The organism is Actinomadura chibensis NBRC 106107, assembly GCF_001552135.1.
Lineage (GTDB): Bacteria > Actinomycetota > Actinomycetes > Streptosporangiales > Streptosporangiaceae > Spirillospora > Spirillospora chibensis.
This window is the reverse complement of sequence record NZ_BCQP01000008.1, coordinates 53,226-74,192: the sequence shown is the minus strand read 5'-3', so window position 1 is coordinate 74,192 and position 20,967 is coordinate 53,226. Positions and strand designations below refer to the sequence as shown.

The 20,967-nt window shown below is 73.0% G+C and carries 20 protein-coding genes; 4 read left to right on the top strand and 16 right to left on the bottom strand.

Annotation, left to right across the window (positions count from 1 at the left end):
- Positions 1–11: 11 nt before the first annotated feature.
- From ACH01S_RS04225 to ACH01S_RS04205, 5 genes are all read right to left on the bottom strand, one after another.
- Positions 12–530 (bottom strand): hypothetical protein, encoded by a 519-nt coding sequence (locus ACH01S_RS04225; protein ID WP_148344446.1) that lies wholly within the window; start codon positions 528–530, stop codon positions 12–14.
- 90 nt (positions 531–620) lie between these two features.
- Positions 621–1,463 (bottom strand): LLM class flavin-dependent oxidoreductase, encoded by an 843-nt coding sequence (locus ACH01S_RS04220; protein ID WP_067885535.1) that lies wholly within the window; start codon positions 1,461–1,463, stop codon positions 621–623.
- 72 nt (positions 1,464–1,535) lie between these two features.
- On the bottom strand, positions 1,536–2,336 hold the full coding sequence (locus tag ACH01S_RS04215) for a carbon-nitrogen hydrolase family protein (protein ID WP_067885533.1): 801 nt from the start codon (positions 2,334–2,336) through the stop codon (positions 1,536–1,538).
- A gap of 15 nt (positions 2,337–2,351) precedes the next feature.
- Entirely contained in the window at positions 2,352–4,859 is a 2,508-nt protein-coding gene (locus ACH01S_RS04210) for a DEAD/DEAH box helicase (RefSeq protein WP_067885530.1), read from the bottom strand.
- Between the two features lie 143 nt (positions 4,860–5,002).
- A complete protein-coding gene (locus ACH01S_RS04205; RefSeq protein WP_067885595.1) occupies positions 5,003–5,593 on the bottom strand; it encodes an HD domain-containing protein in 591 nt (196 codons plus the stop codon).
- Positions 5,594–5,724: 131 nt separating this feature from the next.
- On the opposite strand from ACH01S_RS04205, the gene ACH01S_RS43190 reads away from it, so the two are divergent.
- On the top strand, positions 5,725–5,898 hold the full coding sequence (locus ACH01S_RS43190) for a hypothetical protein (RefSeq protein WP_157406266.1): 174 nt from the start codon (positions 5,725–5,727) through the stop codon (positions 5,896–5,898).
- A gap of 29 nt (positions 5,899–5,927) precedes the next feature.
- Here the strand turns inward: ACH01S_RS43190 and gnd are convergent, their stop codons facing one another.
- Positions 5,928–7,352 (bottom strand): NADP-dependent phosphogluconate dehydrogenase, encoded by a 1,425-nt coding sequence (gene gnd, locus ACH01S_RS04200; protein WP_067885528.1) that lies wholly within the window; start codon positions 7,350–7,352, stop codon positions 5,928–5,930.
- A 159-nt stretch (positions 7,353–7,511) separates the two neighbouring features.
- On the opposite strand from gnd, the gene ACH01S_RS04195 reads away from it, so the two are divergent.
- Both ACH01S_RS04195 and ACH01S_RS04190 read left to right on the top strand, forming a co-directional pair.
- Entirely contained in the window at positions 7,512–8,261 is a 750-nt protein-coding gene (locus ACH01S_RS04195) for an HAD family hydrolase (protein WP_067885526.1), read from the top strand.
- Positions 8,258–10,660 carry a glycoside hydrolase family 65 protein gene (locus tag ACH01S_RS04190; RefSeq protein WP_067885524.1) on the top strand — a complete coding sequence of 801 codons (2,403 nt, stop codon included), beginning with the start codon at positions 8,258–8,260 and terminating at the stop codon, positions 10,658–10,660. Before ACH01S_RS04195 ends, ACH01S_RS04190 begins: the two co-directional genes overlap by 4 nt.
- Positions 10,661–10,693: 33 nt before the next feature.
- On the opposite strand, the gene soxR is transcribed toward ACH01S_RS04190, so the two are convergent.
- From soxR to ACH01S_RS04150, 8 genes are all read right to left on the bottom strand, one after another.
- Entirely contained in the window at positions 10,694–11,224 is a 531-nt protein-coding gene (soxR, locus tag ACH01S_RS04185) for a redox-sensitive transcriptional activator SoxR (protein ID WP_067885522.1), read from the bottom strand.
- Between the two features lie 38 nt (positions 11,225–11,262).
- Positions 11,263–11,838, bottom strand: a complete 576-nt coding sequence (locus ACH01S_RS04180; RefSeq protein ID WP_067885520.1) for an HdeD family acid-resistance protein — start codon at positions 11,836–11,838, stop codon at positions 11,263–11,265.
- 300 nt (positions 11,839–12,138) lie between these two features.
- Positions 12,139–13,953: a phosphoenolpyruvate carboxykinase (GTP) gene (locus tag ACH01S_RS04175; RefSeq protein WP_067885518.1), complete on the bottom strand. Its 1,815-nt coding sequence runs from the start codon at positions 13,951–13,953 to the stop codon at positions 12,139–12,141.
- A 178-nt stretch (positions 13,954–14,131) separates the two neighbouring features.
- Entirely contained in the window at positions 14,132–15,178 is a 1,047-nt protein-coding gene (locus ACH01S_RS04170; protein ID WP_067885516.1) for an ABC transporter ATP-binding protein, read from the bottom strand.
- A 24-nt stretch (positions 15,179–15,202) separates the two neighbouring features.
- Positions 15,203–16,003: a molybdate ABC transporter permease subunit gene (modB, locus tag ACH01S_RS04165; RefSeq protein WP_067885514.1), complete on the bottom strand. Its 801-nt coding sequence runs from the start codon at positions 16,001–16,003 to the stop codon at positions 15,203–15,205.
- Positions 16,000–16,791: a molybdate ABC transporter substrate-binding protein gene (modA, locus tag ACH01S_RS04160; RefSeq protein ID WP_067885512.1), complete on the bottom strand. Its 792-nt coding sequence runs from the start codon at positions 16,789–16,791 to the stop codon at positions 16,000–16,002. The genes modB and modA overlap by 4 nt, the downstream gene beginning before the upstream one ends.
- Before the next feature lie 25 nt (positions 16,792–16,816).
- Positions 16,817–17,227: a TOBE domain-containing protein gene (locus tag ACH01S_RS04155; RefSeq protein ID WP_067885510.1), complete on the bottom strand. Its 411-nt coding sequence runs from the start codon at positions 17,225–17,227 to the stop codon at positions 16,817–16,819.
- 59 nt (positions 17,228–17,286) lie between these two features.
- Positions 17,287–18,468 carry a nucleoside 2-deoxyribosyltransferase domain-containing protein gene (locus ACH01S_RS04150; RefSeq protein WP_067885508.1) on the bottom strand — a complete coding sequence of 394 codons (1,182 nt, stop codon included), beginning with the start codon at positions 18,466–18,468 and terminating at the stop codon, positions 17,287–17,289.
- A 101-nt stretch (positions 18,469–18,569) separates the two neighbouring features.
- On the opposite strand from ACH01S_RS04150, the gene ACH01S_RS04145 reads away from it, so the two are divergent.
- Positions 18,570–19,187, top strand: coding sequence for a hypothetical protein (locus ACH01S_RS04145; protein ID WP_148344445.1), 618 nt, complete (start codon positions 18,570–18,572; stop codon positions 19,185–19,187).
- 27 nt (positions 19,188–19,214) lie between these two features.
- Here the strand turns inward: ACH01S_RS04145 and ACH01S_RS04140 are convergent, their stop codons facing one another.
- Positions 19,215–19,415, bottom strand: a complete 201-nt coding sequence (locus ACH01S_RS04140; RefSeq protein WP_067885504.1) for a hypothetical protein — start codon at positions 19,413–19,415, stop codon at positions 19,215–19,217.
- A gap of 162 nt (positions 19,416–19,577) precedes the next feature.
- Complete coding sequence (der, locus tag ACH01S_RS04135; RefSeq protein WP_083980311.1) at positions 19,578–20,963, bottom strand: ribosome biogenesis GTPase Der; 1,386 nt, start codon at positions 20,961–20,963, stop codon at positions 19,578–19,580.
- Positions 20,964–20,967 lie beyond the last annotated feature (4 nt).

Below are 20,967 nucleotides of genomic sequence, written 5' to 3'. Positions count from 1 at the left end.
GAGGCCCCCGGTCAGGGGCCGCCGAACTGGCCGCTGAGGACGGCGGCGCAGGCGCTCCGGCGGAGCGGGTCGTCCGGGAAGCGGCGGGCGCACTCGGCCCGCACCCACGGCGGCACGCCCGACCGCGGCCTGGCCTTCGGGCGCTTCGAGGGACGCGAGCGCGGGCGCCCGCGGACGGCGTGGCGCTTCCGCGTCGGAGCCGCCCGGGCCCGGCGCGGCTTCGCGGACCCGCCCATTCCCCGTTTCGGCTCGGCGCTCGCGCGTCCCGGTCCGGCTTCGCCGCCCTTCGGCGCGGGCGGCGGCGCCGGGACCGACGACGGCGTGACCGCGTCCGGCGCGGCGGGACGGACGGGGGCCGGGCGGCCGGCCGTCCCGTGCCCGATGGCGAGCACGGCGGCCAGCACCACCCCTGCGCCGAGGACGGCCGCGACCGCCGCCGTCACGGCCGTCCGGAGCGGCGGACGGCGGCGCGGCGAGCTGGGCCCCGCGCGGGTGTACCCGGCGGGCGGAACCTTCGACGAAAGACGCACCCACCGATGGTTACGCTCCGCATCCGAATGGACACGGGGAAACGCCGCGACCGTTGCCGCCTCGATACCCTGTCGGCGCCCGACCGGCGGTCAGCGCCCGGTGAGCGCCTCCACCACGGGCGCGAACTCCTCCATGAACGCCGACGAGACCGACACGTACGACACGCCCAGCTCGTCGCGCCGCCGGGCGAGCGTGTCGGCCATCTCCCGGGGCGTGCCGGACAGCATCGCGATCGCCTTCGCCGACGCCAGCTCCGCCGCGTCCACGCCCATCTGCCGCGCCATCCCCTCCGGGACGTCGTCGCCGACGACATGGACCTGGGTGCAGAGCTCCAGGTCGTCGAACCGCTCCCCCGCCGCCTCGCGGACGATGCCGACCAGCCCGCGCAGCCCCGCGTCGTCGGTGAGCGGCGGGACGCCGAACGCGACCGTGTCCGCCCGCCGCGCGGCGAGCCGCAGCATCCGTGGCCGGGACCCGGCGACGAGCACGCGCGGCGGCACGCCCGTCCCGGTGTAGAGGCCCTCCGGCGGGTGCGCGACCGCGTCGATCACCTGCTCCACGCGGGCGAGCCGCTCGGCGGGCGAGCCGTGGGGGACGCCGAACAGCTCCGCGTCCCGCTCGCCGCCGGGGCGTCCCGCGCCGATCCCGAGCTCGAACCGGTCGCCGGTGACGAACGCCATCGAGGCGGCCTCCCAGGCGATCACGTTCGGCGGACGGGTCGCCGCGGACAGCACGAACGTGCCGAGCCGCAGCGTCGCCGTCGCGCCCGCCGCCGCGGCGAGCGCCGCCGCGGGCATCACCGAGCCGGACGTGTCGGGCGTCAGCAGCGTCGAGTAGCCGAGCTCCTCCGCGCGCCGCGCCTGCGCCGCCCACGCGGCGCCGTCCCGCGCGCCCCACGCCATCACCGCGAACCGGAACCGTCGATCCCCCATGGGTGCCCTCCGTCGCCGTCGGATGCTCCGCACCATTTGAGTGAGCCCTCACTCAAATGTCAAGGGAGCCCCTCAGCGGACGGGCGCGACGGTGAAGCGGCGCAGGCTCAGCGCCGGGTTCGTCTTCCGGACGGCCGCGATCCGCTCGGGCGACACCTCGGCGGACGCCACGCCCGTCCCGTCGCCCAGCCCGGCCGCCACCACGCCCATCGGGTCGACGACCATGCTGTTCCCGGCGCCGGTCGGGGCGCACTGCCCGGCGGCGGCGACGTAGACGGTGTTCTCGATCGCGCGGGCCCGGACGAGCGTCCGCCAGTGGTCCTCCTTCAGCGGGCCCGGGACCCAGTCGGCGGGCAGCGCGAGGACGTCGGCGCCCGCGTCCACGATCCGCCGCGTCACCTCGGGGAACCGCACGTCGTAGCAGGTCTGCATGCCGAACGTGACGCCCTCGACCTTGAACGTCTCCGGCTCCCCGATCCCGCCGGGGCGGACCACGTCCGACTCCTTGTACCCGAACGCGTCGTACAGGTGGAGCTTGCGGTACTCGGCGACGACGTCCCCGCCCGGGTCGATGGCGAGGAGCGTGTTGGAGATGCGGCCGGGGTCGTCCAGCCGCTCGTTGACGCCCGCGACGACGTGGACGCCGAGCCGGGCCGCCAGCTCCGCGAGCCCGGTGGTGAACGGCCCGCCGAGCGGCTCGGCCGAGTCCAGGAACCGCTGGTCGAGCTTCGGCGCGGTGAACATGGCGAACTCGGGGAACACGACGACCGCCGCGCCCCGCCCGGCCGCCTCGCCCGCGAGCTTGCCGATCGTCGCGAGGTTCTCGTCCTTGTCCACGCCCGGCGCGAACTGCGCCACCGCGACCTGCACCATGCATGCCTCCCTGTGTCAGAGCCGGTCGACGGCGGTGACGCGGACGACCGCCTCGCCCTCCTGGTCCGAGCCCGCGAGGTCGACCTCGGCGCTGATCCCCCAGTCGTGGTGGCCCTCGGGGTCGTCGAACACCTGCCGGACCCGCCACAGCGCGTCCTCGGGGACCTCCTCGATCTGGAGGAGCTTCGGGCCGCGCGCGTCGGGGCCGGTGAGCAGCTCGTCGTGCTCGGCGAAGTACCCGTCCATGGCGTCCGCCCACCCGGCCGCGCCGAAGTCCGGGTCGAGCTCGCCCAGCTCCGCGTACTTCTCCAGCGCCGCCAGCTCGACGCGGCGGAACATCGCGTTGCGCACCAGCACCCGGAACGCCCGCGCGTTCGCCGTCACCTTGGTGACGCGCTCCTGGATCGGCTCGTCCAGCTCCTCGTCGGCGGGGTTCGCGAGCTGCTCCCACTCGTCCAGCAGGCTGGAGTCGACCTGCCGGACGAGCTCGCCCAGCCACTCGATCAGGTCGATCAGGTCGTCCGTCTTGATCGACTCCGGAACGGTCTGCTGCAGCGCCTTGTACGCCCCCGACAGGTACCGCAGGACGAGCCCCTCCGCCCGCGCCAGCTCGTAGAACGAGATGTACTCGGTGAACGTCATCGCGCGCTCGAACATGTCGCGCACCACCGACTTCGGGCGCAGCGGATGGTCGCCGACCCACGGGTGGCCCGCCCGGTAGATCCCGTACGCGGCGTCGAGCTCCTCCTCCAGCGGCTTCGGGTGGTCGACCTCCTGGAGCAGCTCCATCCGCTCCTCGTACTCGATGCCCTCGGCCTTCATCTCCTGGACGGCCTCGCCCCGCGCCTTGTTGACCTGCGCCGCGAGGATCTGCCGCGGGTCCTCCAGGGTCGCCTCGATCACCGACAGGACGTCCAGCGCGTACGACGGCGACGCCGGGTCGAGCACCTCGAACGCCGCCAGCGCGAACGTCGACAGCGCCTGGTTGAGCGCGAAGTCCTCCTGGAGGTCGACGGTGATCCGCGCGTACCGGCCGAGCTCGTCGGGCTCGGCCAGCACCTCCACCACCCCGGCCGCGAGCAGCGACCGGTAGATCGCGATCGCCCGGGAGATGTGCCGGCGCCGCGCCGCGGGCTCCTCGTGGTTGTCGGTCAGCAGCCGCTTCATCGCCTGGAACGCGTTGCCCGGACGCGCGATCACCGACAGCAGCATCGCGTGGCTGACCTGGAACCTGGACCGCAGCATCTCCGGCTCGGCCTTCTGGAGCTTCGCGAAGACGTCCTCGTCCCAGCCGACGAACCCCTCCGGCGGCTTCTTCCGCTGCACCTTCCGGCGCTTCTTCGGGTCGTCGCCCGCCTTGGCGAGGGCCTTCTCGTTCTCCACGACGTGCTCGGGGGCCTGCGCGACGACGAAGCCGACCGTGTCGAAACCGGCGCGTCCGGCGCGTCCGGCGATCTGGTGGAACTCGCGGGCGCGCAGCCGCCGCACCCGGTGCCCGTCGTACTTGCTGAGCGCGGTGAACACGACCGTGCGGATGGGGACGTTGACGCCGACGCCGAGGGTGTCCGTCCCGCAGATGACCTTGAGCAGCCCGGCCTGCGCGAGCCGCTCCACGAGGCGCCGGTACTTCGGCAGCATCCCCGCGTGGTGCACCCCGATCCCGTGCCGGACGAACCGCGACAGGTTCCGCCCGAACTTCGTCGTGAACCGGAAGCTTCCGATCAGCTCCGCGATCCGCGCCTTCTCCGCCTTGGTGCACACGTTGACGCTCATCAGCGACTGCGCCCGCTCGATCGCCGCCGCCTGCGTGAAGTGCACCAGGTAGATCGGCGCCTTCTGCTCGGCGAGCAGCTCCTCGATCGTCTCGTGCAGCGGCGTCACCCGGTAGTCGTAGATCAGCGGGACGGGCCGCTCCGCCGACGTGACCAGCGCGGTCTGGCGTCCCGTCCGCCGGGTGAGGTCCTTCTGGAAGAACGAGACGTCGCCGAGCGTGGCCGACATCAGCAGGAACTGCGTCTGCGGCAGTTCGAGCAGCGGGATCTGCCACGCCCAGCCGCGCTCGGGCTCGGCGTAGAAGTGGAACTCGTCCATGACGACCACGCCGATGTCGGCGTCGGCGCCGTCCCTGAGCGCGATGTTGGCGAGCACCTCGGCGGTGCAGCACACGATGGGCGCGTCCGCGTTGACGCTGGCGTCGCCGGTCATCATGCCGACGTTGTCGCGTCCGAACATCTCGCAGAGGTCGAAGAACTTCTCCGACACCAGCGCCTTGATCGGCGCGGTGTAGAAGCCGACCTTGTCATGGCCCAGCGCCGCGAACAGCGCGCCCGCCGCCACCAGGCTCTTGCCCGACCCGGTCGGCGTGGACAGGATCACGTTCGCCCCGGACACGACCTCGATGAGCGCCTCCTCCTGCGCGGGATACAGCGTGATCCCGCGCCCCGACACCCACCGTTCGAACGCCTCGAACAGCGAATCGGCGTCGGCGTCGTTTCCAGAGGGCAGCTCATCGATAAGGCTCACCCCTCCATCCTGCCCCCGTTCGCGCACTGCCGCGTCACCGCCTCTTCACAGCGAGCGCGGTAACACGAGGTGTGCGCTCCGCTGAGCACGGCACCGACCTGGGAGTTCATGGTGGGACGCGGTACGCGGGCGCACGCGCCGGGTTACACCAGGGCGTGGCCGTACTCGGCTGCGAGGGGCGCGAGATCGGGCTCCCCGAGCGTCTCGCGCATCGCCGCGAAGGCGGTGACCTTGTCCTCGCCGTATCGCCTCACATGCAGGGCGAACGAGTCAGCCGACACGAACCTCGGCGGGACGGTCTTGCTGTGGAACTTGTCCGCGTACATCACGACCCGCTCCTCGTCGGACTCGGCCATGTAGTCGCCCTTGGGGAGGGGGAGGCGCTGCCGCTCTATGTCGTCCGCGGTGAGCCCCATCCCGGTGTGATGCGAGCAGAACCGGCAGATCTCCTCGGGGAACCCTTCGTCACGAAGGATCTCGTGCCCCAGGACGCCGTGCCGGACGTACTGCTTGTGGTCGAGCTCGCCGGTCACGTCGTACAGGCGGTAGACGCCGATGTCGTGCAGCAGGCACCCGACCCGGACGAGGTCCTTGTCCACGTCGAGCCCGTCGACGACCCGCTCGGCGATCCGGCACACAATGACGCAGTGCGTCCAGACGAGATCGAACGCCCGCGGGCTCGGCGCGTACCGCTCATGCAAGGCCCGGATCTCATCGTCCCCTGGAATCCACACCCGCGTCACCCCCCGGAACGTATCTACACCGCCCATGGACCGGCGGACCACCCGAATCACGCGACGACCGGTTAGGGACGGGCTGTCCGGCAACAACCCGCTGGACGGAACCGACTCGGAAGGGGCACGGCATGCACAAGAAGGACGACGAGCCCGGGGCCGCCTCGGGCCTGGAGGATCAGCCGCACGAGCGGGTCGTGCCCGGCACCGGCAGTGCGGCCGAGGGCTACGAGGCGGACGCCGAGGGCGGCACCCGCGAGGGCGACCCGACCGCGGGCGTCGAAAGGGAACCGGACGAAGAGTGACCTAGGGCCCTCGGCGCATCGCGGAGGCGTCAGGCGGGCACTTCGGTGCGGTCGCCGCCCCAGAGCGTATGGAACGAGCCGTCGCGGTCGACGCGCCGGTAGGTGTGGGCGCCGAAGTAGTCGCGCTGGCCCTGGGTGAGGGCCGCCGGGAGGCGGTCGGCGCGCAGCGAGTCGTAGTAGGCCAGGGCCGTGGAGAAGCCGGGGGCCGGGATGCCGAGCCGCGCGGCCGTTGCGACGACCTCGCGCCAGGCGTCCTGGGCGGCGCCGACCGCCTCGGTGAAGTGGGCGTCGGTGAGCAGGGTCGGGGTCTCCGGATCGGCCTGGTAGGCGGCGCGGATGCGGTCCAGGAAGCGGGCGCGGATGATGCAGCCGCCGCGCCAGATCGCGGCCATCGCGCCGAGGTCGATGTCCCAGCCGTACTCGGCGCTGCCCGCCTGGATCTCGTGGAACCCCTGCGCGTACGCGACGATCTTGGACGCGTAGAGCGCCTGCTCCACCGCGTCCGCGAACCCGGCGCCCGCGCCGGCGCCGCGCGCCGGGCCCGGGAGGTTCTGGGCGGCCTCGCGCAGGGCGGCGTGCCCGGAGACCGACCGCGCGAACACCGCCTCGGCGATCCCGCCCACCGGCACGCCGAGGTCAAGGGCGGTCTGGACGGTCCAGCGCCCCGTCCCCTTCTGCTCGGCCTGGTCCAGGACGACGTCCACGAAGGGGCGCCCGGTGGCGGCGTCGGTGTGCGCGAGGACCTCGGCGGTGATCTCGATCAGGTACGACTCCAGGCGGCCGGTGTTCCACGTCCGGAAGACCTCGGCGATCTCGGCGGGCGCGAGCCCGGCGGCGTGCCGGAGCAGGTCGTAGGACTCGGCGATCAGCTGCATGTCGGCGTACTCGATGCCGTTGTGGACCATCTTCACGAAGTGCCCGGCGCCGTCGGGGCCGACGTGGGTGCAGCAGGGCGTCCCGTCGACCTTGGCGGCGATGTCCTCCAGGAGGGGGCCGAGCGCGGCGTAGGATTCGGCGGAGCCGCCCGGCATGATGCTCGGGCCGTGCAGCGCGCCCTCCTCGCCGCCGGAGATGCCGGTGCCGACGAAGTGGATGCCGCGCTCGCGCAGCGCGGCCTCGCGGCGGCGGGTGTCGGCGAAGTTGGCGTTGCCGCCGTCCACGATCATGTCGCCGGGCTCCAGCAGCGGCGCGAACTCGTCGATCACGGCGTCGGTCGGGACGCCCGCCTTCACCATGACCACCAGGCGGCGCGGGCGCTCCAGGGCGGCGACGAACGCCTCCGGCGTGTCGGCGGGCACGAAGTTCCCCTCGTCGCCGAACTCCTCCACCAGCGCCTTCGTCCTCGCGTAGGTGCGGTTGTGCACGGCGACGGAGTGCCCGTGCCGCGCGAGGTTGCGAGCCAGGTTCCGCCCCATCACGGCAAGGCCCGTGACCCCGATACGCGCCATTTCCATTGGCTCGGTCCTCCTCGTATGCCACCCTGATCAAGGGGTTGTACGCATGGCATGATCCCCCCGTTCGAGCGGGCGACACCGCTGGTGTGCGCGGTGCGGCCGAGGGAACGGGACGCGTTTGCGTGTCTCTTCGATGGTGACATTCGCCAGGGGGTTTGGATGCTTGGACTGCCGGACGAGGCGGCTGCGTGCCTCTTCGATCTGGACGGGGTACTGACCCGCACGGCTGCGGTCCACGCCGCCGCCTGGAAGGAGATGTTCGACGGCTATCTGCGCGAGCGCGCCCGGCGCACCGGCGAGCCCTTCACCGAGTTCGACGCGGTGAAGGACTACGGCCGGTACGTCGACGGCAAGAAGCGCGAGGACGGCACACGCTCCTTCCTGCACTCGCGCGGCATCGAACTGCCCGAGGGCGATCCGGACGACCCGCCCGAGGCGGAGACCGTCCGGGGGCTCGGCAACCGCAAGAACGCGCTCGTCCTGAAGATCATCGAGGAGCGCGGCGTCGAGACCTTCGACGGCTCCATCGACTACGTGCGCGCCGCGCGGAAGGCGGGGCTGCGGACGGCGGTGGTGTCGTCCAGCGCCAACACCGTCCAGGTGCTGCGGACGGTCGGCATCACCGACCTGTTCGACGCGCGGGTCGACGGCGTCGTCGCGGCCGAGCGGCGCCTGCCGGGCAAACCGGCCCCCGACATGTTCATCGAGGGCGCCCGCGAGGTGGGCGTCCCGGCGGCGAAGGCCGTCGTGTTCGAGGACGCGCTCGCCGGCGTCCAGGCCGGCCGCGCGGGCGGCTTCGCCTACGTGGTCGGCGTCAACCGGGTCGACGCGGCGCACGCCGAGGCGCTCGCCGAGCACGGCGCCGACATCGTCGTCTCCGACCTGTCCGAGCTCCTGGAGGACAAGTGACCAACGCGGACGGGCAACTCGCGGCCGACAGGCCCGTGTTCACGGTGGAGCCGTGGTGCGTGCGGGAGCCGGAGCTCCGGCTCGACCGGCTGGCGCAGACCGAGTCGGTGTTCGCGCTGTCGAACGGGCACGTCGGGATGCGCGGCAACCTCGACGAGGGCGAGCCGCACGGGCTGCCGGGCACCTACCTGAACTCCTTCTACGAGCAGCGTCCGCTGCCGCACGCGGAGACGGCCTACGGCTATCCCGAGTCGGGGCAGACGGTCATCAACGTCACCAACGGCAAGGTGATCCGCCTGCTGGTGGACGACGAGCCGTTCGACGTCCGGTACGGGCGCGTCCACCACCACGAGCGGGTGCTGGACATGCAGGCGGGGACGCTCACCCGGCACGTGGAGTGGACGTCGCCCGCCGACAAGACGATCAGGGTGACGTCCGTCCGGATGGTGTCGCTGACGCAGCGCGCCGTCGCGGCGATCTGCTACGAGGTCGAGCCCGTCGATGGAGCGGTCCGGGTCGTCGCGCAGTCCGAGCTCGTGACCAACGAGGCGCTGCCCGGCGGCGGCAAGGACCCGCGCGCCTCCGCCATCCTGGACTGCCCCCTCGTCAGCGAGGAGCACGTCGCCAACGGCACGAAGGTGCTGCTCCTGCACCGGACGCGGCGCAGCGGCCTGCGGATGGCGGCGGGCATGTCGCACGACATCGAGGGCCCGAAGTCGATGGCGATCGACACCGAGAGCTCCGCCGACGTCGGGCGGCTGACCGTCGCGACGCGGCTGGAGCCGGGGCAGAAGCTGCGGATCGTGAAGTACCTGTCCTACGGGTGGTCGAGCCGCAGGTCCCGTCCGGCGCTGCACGACCAGGTGGTCGGGGCGCTCGCGGGCGCGCGGCAGACCGGCTGGGACGGCCTGCTCGCCGAGCAGCGCGAGTACCTGGACGACTTCTGGGAGGGCGCGGACGTCGAGGTCGAGGGCGACGCGGAGATCCAGCAGGCGGTCCGGTTCGGGCTGTTCCACGTCCTGCAGGCGGGCGCGCGCGCGGAGCGCCGGATGATCCCGGCCAAGGGCCTGACGGGCCCCGGCTACGACGGCCACACGTTCTGGGACACCGAGACCTTCGTCCTGCCGGTGCTGACCTACACGTCGCCGGGCGCGGCGGCGGACGCGCTGGCGTGGCGGCACATGACACTGCCGCTCGCCGTGGAGCGCGCCACACAGCTCGGCCTGGAGGGCGCGACGTTCCCGTGGCGGACGATCCGCGGCCACGAGTGCTCGGGGTACTGGCCCGCGGGCACGGCGGCGTTCCACATCAACGCCGACATCTCCGACGCGGTCGTCCGGTATGTGGACGCCACCGAGGACGTGCAGTTCGAGCGCGAGATCGGGCTCGACATCCTGGTGCAGACGGCGCGGCTGTGGCGGAGCCTCGGCCACCACGACGTCGGCGGCGTGTTCCGCATCGACGGCGTCACCGGCCCCGACGAGTACAGCGCGGTGGTCGACAACAACGTCTACACGAACCTGATGGCGCGCCGGAACCTCCAGGAGGCCGCGGAGATGGCGATGCGCCACCCGGACGTGGCCGACCGCCTCGGCGTGGACGCCGAGGAGGCCGCGTCGTGGCGGGACGCGGCGGCGGCGATGCTGATCCCCTACGACGACCGGCTGGGCGTCCATCCGCAGAGCGAGGGCTTCACCAACCACGACCGGTGGGACTTCGCCGCGACCAAGCCCGACCACTACCCGCTGCTGCTGAACTTCCCGTACTTCGACCTGTACCGGAAGCAGGTGGTGAAGCAGGCCGACCTCGTCCTCGCGCTGCACCTGTGCGGGGACGCGTTCACCGACGAGCAGAAGGCCCGCGACTTCGCCTACTACGAGGGGCTGACCGTCCGCGACTCGTCGCTGTCGGCGCAGACGCAGGCGGTCGTGGCGGCGGAGGTCGGGCAGCTGGAGCTGGCGCACGACTACCTCGGCGAGACCGCCCTGATGGACCTGCACGACCTGAACCGCAACACCCGCGACGGGCTGCACATCGCGTCGATGGCGGGCGCGTGGAGCGGTCTCGTCGCCGGGTTCGGCGGGATGCGGGCCGGGCGGGGCGAGCTGCGGTTCGCGCCGCGGCTGCCGGGCGGCATCAGCAGGCTGGCGTTCCGGATGACGTACCGGGGCAGCCGCGTCCGGGTCAACGTCACCGGCGAGTCGGCCCTCTACGAGCTGCTCGACGGCCCGGCGATCAAGCTGTCGCACCACGGCGAGGAGTTCACGCTCGCCGACGAGCCGGTGGAGCTGCCGATCGACCAGATCCAGGCGCGTCCGGCGCCGGCGCAGCCCGCCGGGCGGGAGCCGCTGCCGCGCCGCATCGACCCGCACGGCCGCGACCCGCGCCGCCGCGGCTGAGGCTCAAGCGCCGGGGACGGTGGCAGGGGACGGTCAGCTCGCGCAGGCGGCACCGCAGCCGGGTGCCGCCGCTGTCCCCGCCGGGCGCGCCGGGGCGTCGTCCGCGCCGCGCCCGGCGAGGAGGCGGCGCGGCCCCGGCCCCTCGTCGCCGAGCCGGTCGTAGGGGTTGGCGAGCGCGCACTTGCTGATCGACAGGCAGCCGCAGCCGATGCAGTCGGTGAGGTCGTCGCGGAGCCGTTCGAGCTGGCGGATGCGGGCGTCGAGGTCGCCGCGCCAGTGCTCGGACAGGCGCGCCCAGTCCTCGACGGTGGGCGTCCGCTCGCAGGGCAGGGTGGCGAGGGCGTCGCGGATCTCGCTGAGCGGGATCCCGACCCGCTGCGCCACCTTGATGAACGACACGCGGCGCAGCGTGTCGCGGCTGAACCGCCGCTGGTTGCCCGCCGTGCGGCGGCTCGTGATCAGTCCCTTGGACTCGTAGAAGTGCAGCGCCGAGACGGCCACGCCGCTGCGCTCGGCGAGCTGGCCGACGGTCAGTTCGTGCACCCGGTGCTCAAGCCGCGTCATGCCACGCACTTTATGCGACCCCGGCCTGATCCCGGCCCTCAGTGCGGGACGGCCCGGCCCATCCCGCCGCGCCGCTCGGCCGTCCCGGCGAGCCGCCGCAGCCGCAGCGCGGCGCCGACCATGGCCGCGCCGAACAGGATCGCGAAGAGCCCGATCAGCCAGACGACCGCGAGCGCCCCGGACACCGGCCACACGAACAGCAGGATCCCGAACAGCACCGAGATCGCCCCGGTCAGCGCGTACGCCCATTCGCCCTGGAGCTCCCTGCGCAGCGCGACCGCCGCGACGATCTCCAGCACCCCGGTGGCGACCGCCCACGCGGCGATCAGCATCAGCAGCACGAACGCCGTGATGCCCGGCCAGGCGAGCGCGACGATGCCGAGCGCGATCCCGGCGACCCCCGCGACCAGCAGCACGCCGCGCGGCGCCCCGGTCGTCCCCCGGACCGCCTGCGCCACCGCGATCACCCCGTCCACCAGCGCGTACGCGCCGAACAATGCGACCAGAACGACCACGGTGATACCCGGCCACACCCAGGCCGCGATGCCGAACAGGATCGCGAACGCCCCCCGCACCGCGAGCACCCACCAGTGCCGCGCCATCAACTCGAACATGCGGCCTCCCCCGAAATGAGATTCCTCCCCATTTCAGCCGCTTTTCCCCACAAACAACGCCAAGACCGAACCCAGACTGGGCAAAGCCCGAACCTGAACCGGGGCCACGGGTCGTGCGGCCGGAGGGCGTGGCCGCCCTCCGGCCGCACGGCCCGAGGAGCGAGGGGCCGTTTCCCGAGAGCGAACGCGACTCGGGAAACGGCCCCTCGCGACCAACGGGGGTTCCAGGGGGTCGCCCCCCTGGGAAAACACAGCCCCCCTGGGAAAACACAGCCCCCCTGCGTAAACACAACCCTTGGGTTAGTCCAACCGGCGTACCAGGCCGTGGTACTCGTCCCACAGGGCCTTGGGCATGTGGGTGCCGAACTTTTCGAAGTGCTCGGGGACGAGGGCGGCCTCCTGCTTCCAGACCTCGGTGTCGACCGAGAGGAGGGTGTCGAGGTCGGCGTCGTCCAGGTCGAGGCCGTCGGTGTCGAGGGCGTCCCTGGTCGGCAGGTGACCGATCGGGGTCTTGACGGCGTCGGCGCGGCCGTTCAGGCGCTCGACGATCCACTTGAGGACGCGGCTGTTCTCGCCGAACCCGGGCCAGATGAACTTGCCGTCGGCGTTCTTGCGGAACCAGTTGACGTAGTAGATCCGCGGGAGTTTCTCGGGGTCGGTGGCCTTGCCGATGTCGAGCCAGTGGCCGAAGTAGTCGCCCATGTTGTAGCCGCAGAACGGCAGCATGGCGAACGGGTCGCGGCGCAGTTCGCCGACGGTGCCCTCGGCGGCGGCGGTCTTCTCGGAGGCGACGTTCGCGCCGAGGAAGACGCCCTGCTGCCAGTCGAAGGACTCGGTGACGAGCGGGACGGCCGAGGCGCGCCGTCCGCCGAACAGGATCGCCGAGATCGGGACGCCCTTCGGGTCCTCCCACTCGTCGGCGATGATCGGGCACTGCCCGGCTGGGGTGGTGAAGCGGGCGTTCGGGTGCGCGGCGGGGGTGTCGGACGCGGGCGTCCAGTCCTGGCCGCGCCAGTCGGTGAGGTGCGCGGGCGGCTCGTCGGTGAGGCCCTCCCACCAGACGTCCCCGTCGTCGGTGAGCGCCACGTTGGTGAAGATGCTGTTGCCCCAGAGCGTCTTCACGGCGTTGGCGTTGGTGCTCTCGCCGGTGCCGGGCGCGACGCCGAAGAACCCGGCCTCGGGGTTGATCGCGTAGAGGCGGCCGTCGTCGCCGAACCGCATCCAGGCGATGTCGTCGCCGATCGTCTCGACCTTCCAGCCGGGGATGGTCGGCTCCAGCATGGCGAGGTTCGTCTTGCCGCAGGCGGACGGGAACGCGGCGGCGACGTAGCGGGTCTCGCCCTCCGGCGGCGTCAGCTTCAGGATGAGCATGTGCTCGGCCATCCAGCCCTCGTCGCGGGCCATGGTGGACGCGATCCGCAGCGCGTAGCACTTCTTGCCGAGCAGCGCGTTGCCGCCGTACCCGGACCCGTAGGACCAGATCTCCCGGGTCTCGGGGAAGTGGGTGATGTACTTGGTGGAGTTGCACGGCCACTTCACGTCCGCCTGGCCCGGCTCAAGGGGGGCGCCGACGGAGTGGACGGCCTTGACGAACGTCCCGCGCTCCTCGATGAGGCGCAGCGCGCCGGTGCCCATCCGCGTCATGATCCGCATCGACACCGCGACGTAGGCGGAGTCGGTGATCTCGACGCCGAGCTGGGAGATGTTGCCGCCCAGCGGGCCCATGCAGAAGGGCACCACGTACATGGTGCGGCCCTTCATGCAGCCGTCGAAGAGCCCGTCCAGGGTCGCGCGCATCTCGCCTGGGGCGACCCAGTTGTTGGTGGGGCCCGCGTCCTCTTCCTTCTCCGAGCAGATGAACGTGCGGTCCTCGACGCGGGCCACGTCGGTCGGGTCCGACGCCGCGTAGAAGCTGTTCGGACGCTTGGCGGGGTCGAGCCGCGTGAGGGTGCCCTGCTCGACGAGGACGCCGGTGAGGCGCTCCCATTCCTCGTCCGAGCCGTCGCACCACTCGACGCGGTCGGGCTTCGTCAGCTCGGCGATCCCGCGTACCCACTCAGTAAGTTCGGTGTGGCCTGTAGGGGCCTGGTCGAGGCCGGGGACCTGGTTGGACACGGGCAACTCCTTCAGCTGTTCGCAGGATGTTTGCATGATGAACAAGACCCGCTGTTTTTGCCATTTGGTCTGGACCAATCCCGTCCGCTTTTGGGGCATCGTGCCCGTTTTTGTGACTGATATCACCCATGCCGGGAGACTCCTGGCCGGGACGGGTCACGCGTCCGTCAAGGCGTGCTCAAGCTGGGTAAACGTGGGTCTCCGTGGCCTTGACCGCCGCCCAAATCGGGCTGCCCTCCGACAATTGGAGTTCCGCGACGGCGGCCGGAGTGACTTCCGCGACGGCGTCGAAAGGCGGCCCGGACAGGTGCACCCGGACGCGGTCCCCCTGGCGTTCGATCGCGGCGACGCGGGCGCGCCACAGGTTCCGGGGGCTGCCGTCGGGACGCGTCCGGTACAGCGCGACGGCGGCGGGCGCGAAGGCGAGGAAGACGTCGCCGTCGAGCGGGTCGGCGGTGTCGAGGGTCGCGGCGCCGTCCGCGACGGCGACCCGGCCCGCGTCCGCGCGCCCCCGGTACAGGTTCAGGCCGACCAGGCGCGCGACGTAGCCGGTGCGGGGGCGGCGCGCGACCTCGGCGGGCGTCCCCTGCTGGACGAGCCGCCCGCCCTCCACAACGGCGATGCGGTCGGCGAGCACCATCGCGTCCAGCGGGTCGTGCGTGACGAGCACGGCCGCGCCGGAGAACCCGGCGAGATGGCGGCGCAGCGCGGCGCGGATCTCCAGCCGGGTGTGCGCGTCGAGGGCGGCGAGCGGCTCGTCCAGGAGCAGGAGGCCGGGCTCGACGGCGAGCGCCCGCGCGAGGGCGACGCGCTGCGCCTGCCCGCCCGACAGCGCCCCCGGCCGGGCGGACGCGAACTCCGCGAGCCCCACCCGGTCGAGCCACTCGGCCGCGATCCGGCGGGCGGCGCGGCGCCCCGCGCCCTGGCAGCGCGGCCCGAACGCGACGTTCTCCAGCGCGCTGAGGTGCGGGAACAGCAGGTAGTCCTGGAACACCATGCCGATGCCGCGCCGGTCGGGCGGCAGCGGGCGCAGGTCGTCGCCGTCCACCCGGACGTGCCCGCCCGCCATCGGGACGAGCCCGGCGAGCGCCCGCAGCGCGGTGCTCTTGCCCGCCCCGTTCGGGCCGAGCAGCGCGACCACCTCGCCGGGCGCGGCGGCGAGCGCGAGGTCGAGGTCGAACGCGGCGCGCCGGACGACGAGCCGCGCGTCCAGTCCCGTTCTCATGCCGACGCTCTCATGCGGACGCTCTCATGTGCCCGTGCTCACCCACCGGTCGCGCAGCGCGGCGAGGACGGCGACCGACACCGCCAGCAGGACGAGGCTCAGCACGATCGCGGCCTGCGGGTCGGTCTCCAGCGCGAGGTAGACGGCGAGCGGCATCGTCTGCGTCCGGCCGGGGAAGTTGCCCGCGAACGTGATCGTCGCGCCGAACTCGCCGAGCGCCCGCGCCCAGCACAGCACCGCCCCGGCCGCGACGCCGGGCGCGACGAGCGGCAGCGTGACCCGGCGGAAGATCGTCCAGCGGCTCGCGCCGAGGGTGGCGGCGGCCTCCTCGTAGCGCAGGTCGGCGGCGCGCAGCGCGCCCTCGACGCTGATCACCAGGAACGGCATGGCCACGAACGTCTCGGCGAGGACGACCCCGGCGGTGGTGAACGGCAGCGTGATCCCGAACCAGGCGTCCAGGTGCGCGCCGACGAGGCCGCGGCGGCCGAGGACGAGCAGCAGCGCCACGCCGCCGACCACCGGCGGCAGCACCAGCGGCACCGTCACCAGCGCCCGGACGAGCCGGACGCCCGGGAACGGCGCCCGCGCGAGCATCCACGCCAGCGGGACGCCGAACAGCACGCACAGGCAGGTCGCGAGCGTCGCGGTGAGCAGGGACAGGCGCAGCGCGTCCAGGACCTGGTCCTGCGCGAGGCGGGTGCCGAGCGTCGTCCACGGCGCGCGGACGAGCAGCCCCGCGAGCGGCAGCACCAGGAACGCGAGCCCGACCAGCGCGGGCGCCACCAGGACCAGCGGCGGCCGCGGGGACTCGGGCGCCCGGCTCACGGCGCCTCGAAGCCCGCCCGGGTCAGCGCGTCCCGGCCCCGCGGGCCGAGCACGAGCCCGATGAACTCCTTCGCCAGCGCGGACCGCGGCGCCTTCGCGACCTCCACGATCGGATAGTCGTTGACCGCCCGCGCGGACTCGGGGAACTCGATCCCCTTCACCTTGCCGGCCGCCGCCTTGGCGTCGGTGCGGTAGACGAGCCCGGCGTCGGCCTCGTCCAGGGACACCTTGGTCAGGACGGCCTTCACGTCCTGCTCCCGCGAGACGGGCTTCACCTCGACCCCCGCCGCGCCGAGCGCCTTCTCGGCGGCGGCCCCGCACGGCACCTGCACCGCGCACAGGACGACCTTCAGCCCCGGCCGCGCCAGGTCGCCGAGCCCGCGCACCCTGCCGGGGTCGTTCCCGGGGACGGCGATCACCAGGCGGTTCCGCGTGAACACCCGGGGCATCCCGGCGGCGTCGCCCGCGTCCGTCACCGTCTTCATGGTGGCGGGGCTCGCGGCGGCGAACACGTCCGCCGGGGCGCCCTGCGTGATCTGCCGCGCGAGCGTCGAGCTCCCGCCGAAGGCGAACCTCACCCGCACGCCCGGATGCGACGCCTCGAACGCCTTGCCGAGCGCGCCGAACGTCTCGGTGAGCGAGGCGGCGGCGAACACCGTCAGCGTGCCGCCCCTGCCCGCCGTCGCGGCCTTCCCGGACGCGTCGCCGCCGTCGTCGACGTCGCCGCAGCCCGCGGCGGCCGCGAGCAGCAGGGCGGCGGACGCCGCCGCGGTGATCGACCTGAGCACGGTCCCTCCCTCGGTCCGGCGGCCGTCAGTCCGGCAGCTCGACGACGACGTTCGTGGACTTCACGACGGCCTCGGCGACCACCCCGACGCGCAGGCCGAGATCGTCCGCCGCCTCCCGGCTCATCAGCGACACGACGCGGAACGGGCCCGCCTGGATCTCCACCTGGGCCATCACGCCGTCGCGGACGACGTCGGTCACGATCCCCCGCATCCGGTTGCGCGCCGAGGAGAACCGCGCGCCCTGGTCGGACGCGCCGGACGGGCCGGTCCCGCGCGCCTGGTCGCGGACGAACGCGGCCAGCTCGGCGCCCGGCACGAGGCGGTGCCCGAGCTCGTCGCGGGACGCGGGCAGGCGCCCGCCGTCCACCCAGCGCCGGACGGTGTCCGCGCTGACCCCGAGCAGCGCCGCCGCCTCACTGATCTTGAACGTCGTCACGCCGCCCAGGGTATCGACCCGCAGATACCAGGAGAAGACCGGTGCAGGTGGAGAAAGTGCTAGCCGATGGGATCGATACCTCTCGCAGTCGCGACATCCCCGTCGAGCAGCACCTCGGCGATCATGCCGAGGGCGGCGTGGTCGACGAGCCGCTCCCGCCTGATCCGGCCGAACGCCGACACCTCGACGTAGGTGCGTTCGCCGTCCGCCGCGACCCCGTGCGGGCCCGACGACCGCAGCGCCGCCAGCTCCGCGCCGGTGACCTCGGCGGAGAACAGGTGCGCCCGGTGCGCGGACAGCGTCGCGTTCACCTGCCGGGGCCCGTGCCCGCGCAGCCGCGCCGCGTCCAGGAGCAGGCCGGTCTCCTCCGCGACCTCGGCGAGCGCGACCTCGGCCGGCGCGCCCGTCCCGGACCCGCCCGGCAGCTCGTGGACGAACCCGTTCACGCACGGGCTGCGGAACTCCCGGACGAGCACGACCTCCGTCTCGTCGAACGTCCGGCCCGGGCGGTGCAGGACGACGGCGGAGACGTCCGCCCGCCCGATGACGACCTCGTTGTCCTTGACGCGGTCCTCCGAGGCGACGTGCATCCGGACGTGCAGCCCCCAGAGCATGCCGAACCGGAACACCACCCGCGCGCCGACCAGCGCGTTCCCCGCGCTCCGCTGGCCCGCGTACCAGCTCTGGAACGACGCGTCCCGCCACAGCAGCAGCGGGACCTCCCGCTCGCCGCCCGCCCGCGGCGCCCCGGCGCCGATCCGGTCGAGGGCCGCCGCGACCGTCCCGGCGACGTCGGGCGCCGTCGGCACCCCCGACTTGGCCGCGTAGTGCAGCAGGTAGCGGTTCTTCGGCGCGTCCGGCGGGGCGCCGAAGACGGCGCGTCCGCTGTCGTGCCACATCCCCCACTCCACGTTCGTGGTGAACGCGGGCAACGTGTCCAGATCGCGCGGGACATAGAACACCACCTCGTCGGACAGGTGCAGGCAGCGCTCCTCCCAGTCGACCTGCCCCGTGTAGTCGTCGTGGACGCCGTGCCGGTGCTCGGGGACGAACACCGCCAGCCGCCCGGGGCCGCGCCAGCGCTCGCGCAGCGCGGCGACCGCGTCCGGGCGCCAGGACGCCACGTCCGGCGACCGGGGCGTCGGCCCGGCGAGGAAGACGGCGGCGTCCCAGCGGTCCGGCGGCTCCTCCCGCGCGTACACGACGGCGACCTCGGCACTCGCGCCGAATCCGGTTCCCATGCGGCGGCTCCTCTCCTCCGGCCCGTGTGGAGTGGTCCGGTGGGGGTAAAGGGGGACTCAAATCACATTCAGAATCACACGCCCGGTCAGGAGGAATGATCATGACTGGGACCATGCGCGCACCGCGTTCCCGGGGCGGCCTGTCCGGGACGCTACTGGTGCTGCTCGGCCTCTGGGGCGGTCTGCTGCCCTTCGTCGGCCCCTACTTCGACTTCGGCTTCGCCCCCGACGACCCCTGGGTCTACGACACCGACCGGCTCCAGCTCAGCGTCGCGCCCGCGGTGGCCGTCGTCCTCGGCGGGCTGATCGTGCTCGCCGCCGCGAACCGGGCGTTCGGGATGGCCGGCGGCTGGCTCGCCGCGCTCGGCGGCGCCTGGTTCGCCGTGGGGCCGCCGGTGGCCGCGCTGTGGGACGTCGACGGCGTCGGCGCCCCGCTCGGCGCCGAGGAGGGACGGCGGCTCGCCGAGCAGCTCGCCGGGTTCACCGGCCTCGGCGTCGCCGCCGTGTTCCTCGCCGCGCTGGCGCTCGGACGGTTCGCCGTCGTCGGCGCCCGCGACGCGGACGCGGCGGCCGCCGACGCCGAGGCCGGGAAGTCCGGGTCGGGCACGACGCAGCCGCTCGTGTACGGGCGGTACGCCCGGGAGAACCAGCGGCCCCCCGCGAGCACGACCGGGGCGCCGGACGACCGCCACGTCGCGGGAGAGCGCTACGACACCTAGCGGCACCGGGTCTAGCGGTGGCGTGTTCTAGCGGTGGCGGCGCATGTCGCGGACGGCCTTGGTCGTCTCGGGGCTGCGCCGCTCGTCGTCCAGCCGGACGTCGTCGCGGTCGGTGAACATCGCGACGAAGCCGATGAGCAGGCCGACGCCGCCGATCCACGGCTCCCGCCAGACGAAGCTGAGCGCCACGCAGACCGCGGCACAGCAGATGAGCAGCAAGAGCTTCACGTCGCACCCCTCGACCGCACGCGCACCGGCACCGGACCACCGAGTAATGGAAGACTTACTCGCCGCCCGTAGGAAGCATCCTGACATGCCGCGGCCCGTCCGGGAAGATCCCAGGACGGGCCGTGTGCCGGTCGGGTCGGCCACTCCGCGCGCTCGGCGGCGCTACCTCTTCGCCTTGCCGCGCTTCTCGCGGATCTTCATCGTCACGTCGAGCGGGGTGCCGGGGAAGCCGAACTCCTCGCGCAGCCGCCGCTCGATGAACCGCCGGTACCCCTCCTCCAGGAACCCGGTCGTGAACAGCACGAACCGCGGCGGGCGCACGCCCGCCTGCGTCGCGAACAGCACGCGCGGCTGCTTGCCGCCCCGGATCGGGTGCGGGTGCGAGCTGACCAGGTCGGCGAAGAACTGGTTGAGCTTGGACGTCGGGACGCGGGTGCCCCACCCCTCCAGCGCCGTCTCGATGGCGGGCACCAGCTTCTCCATGTGCCGCCCGGTCTTCGCCGAGACGTTCACCCGCGGCGCCCAGCGCGCGCTGTGCAGCTGCCGGTCGATCTCGCGGTCGAGGTAGTGGCGGCGCTCCTCGTCCAGCAGGTCCCACTTGTTGTAGGCGATGACGAGGGACCGGCCCGAGTCGATCACCATCGAGATGATCCGCAGGTCCTGCTCGGCGAGCGGCTGGGACGCGTCGACCAGCACCACCGCGACCTCGGCGCGCTCCAGCGCCGACTGGGTGCGCAGCGTCGCGTAGAAGTCGGCGCCCTGGTTCTCCCGGTGCCGCCGCCTGATGCCCGCCGTGTCGATGAACCGCCAGGTCTTCCCGCCGAGCTCGATCATCTCGTCGACCGGGTCGCGGGTCGTGCCGGCCACCGAGTCGACGACCGCGCGGTTCTCCCCCGCGAGCTTGTTCAGCAGGCTCGACTTGCCGACGTTCGGACGGCCGAGCAGCGCGATCCGGCGGGGGCCGCCGACCTCGCCGAACGTCTCCGGCGGGGCCTCGGCGGGCAGCGCCGCGAGGACGGCGTCGAGCAGGTCGCCGCTGCCGCGCCCGTGCAGCGCGCTGACCGGGTGCGGCTCGCCGATGCCGAGCGACCACAGCAGCGCCGCGTCGGCCTCGGTGCCCGCGTTGTCGACCTTGTTCGCGGTCAGCACCACCGGCTTGCCGGACCGGCGCAGGATCTCCACCACGGCCTCGTCGACGTCGGTCGCGCCGACCGTCGCATCGACCACGAACATCACCACGTCGGCGAGGTCGACCGCCAGCCGCGCCTGCTCGGCGATCGCCGCTGTCAGGCCGGAGGAGTCCGGCAGCCAGCCGCCGGTGTCGACCACGGTGAAGCGGCGGCCGCTCCACGCCGCGTCGTAGGCGACCCGGTCGCGGGTCACGCCGGGGACGTCCTCGACGACCGCCTCGCGGCGCCCCAGGATCCGGTTCACCAGGGTGGACTTGCCGACGTTCGGGCGCCCGACCACCGCCACCACCGGCGCGGGCCCCTCGTCGGCGGCGACGCCGGGGTCGGCGTCCACCGTCTCGATCTCGTAATCGCTCACTGTC

What these genes read in the sequence shown, in the direction of transcription:
- ACH01S_RS04220 (WP_067885535.1), bottom strand. Translation starts at nt 1,463, where the DNA reads ATGGGGGATCGACGGTTCCGGTTCGCGGTGATGGCGTGGGGCGCGCGG.
- ACH01S_RS04215 (WP_067885533.1), bottom strand. Translation starts at nt 2,336, where the DNA reads ATGGTGCAGGTCGCGGTGGCGCAGTTCGCGCCGGGCGTGGACAAGGAC.
- ACH01S_RS43190 (WP_157406266.1), top strand. Translation starts at nt 5,725, where the DNA reads ATGCACAAGAAGGACGACGAGCCCGGGGCCGCCTCGGGCCTGGAGGAT.
- gnd (WP_067885528.1), bottom strand. Translation starts at nt 7,352, where the DNA reads ATGGAAATGGCGCGTATCGGGGTCACGGGCCTTGCCGTGATGGGGCGG.
- ACH01S_RS04195 (WP_067885526.1), top strand. Translation starts at nt 7,512, where the DNA reads ATGCTTGGACTGCCGGACGAGGCGGCTGCGTGCCTCTTCGATCTGGAC.
- soxR (WP_067885522.1), bottom strand. Translation starts at nt 11,224, where the DNA reads ATGACGCGGCTTGAGCACCGGGTGCACGAACTGACCGTCGGCCAGCTC.
- ACH01S_RS04180 (WP_067885520.1), bottom strand. Translation starts at nt 11,838, where the DNA reads ATGTTCGAGTTGATGGCGCGGCACTGGTGGGTGCTCGCGGTGCGGGGG.
- ACH01S_RS04170 (WP_067885516.1), bottom strand. Translation starts at nt 15,178, where the DNA reads ATGAGAACGGGACTGGACGCGCGGCTCGTCGTCCGGCGCGCCGCGTTC.
- ACH01S_RS04150 (WP_067885508.1), bottom strand. Translation starts at nt 18,468, where the DNA reads ATGGGAACCGGATTCGGCGCGAGTGCCGAGGTCGCCGTCGTGTACGCG.
- ACH01S_RS04145 (WP_148344445.1), top strand. Translation starts at nt 18,570, where the DNA reads ATGACTGGGACCATGCGCGCACCGCGTTCCCGGGGCGGCCTGTCCGGG.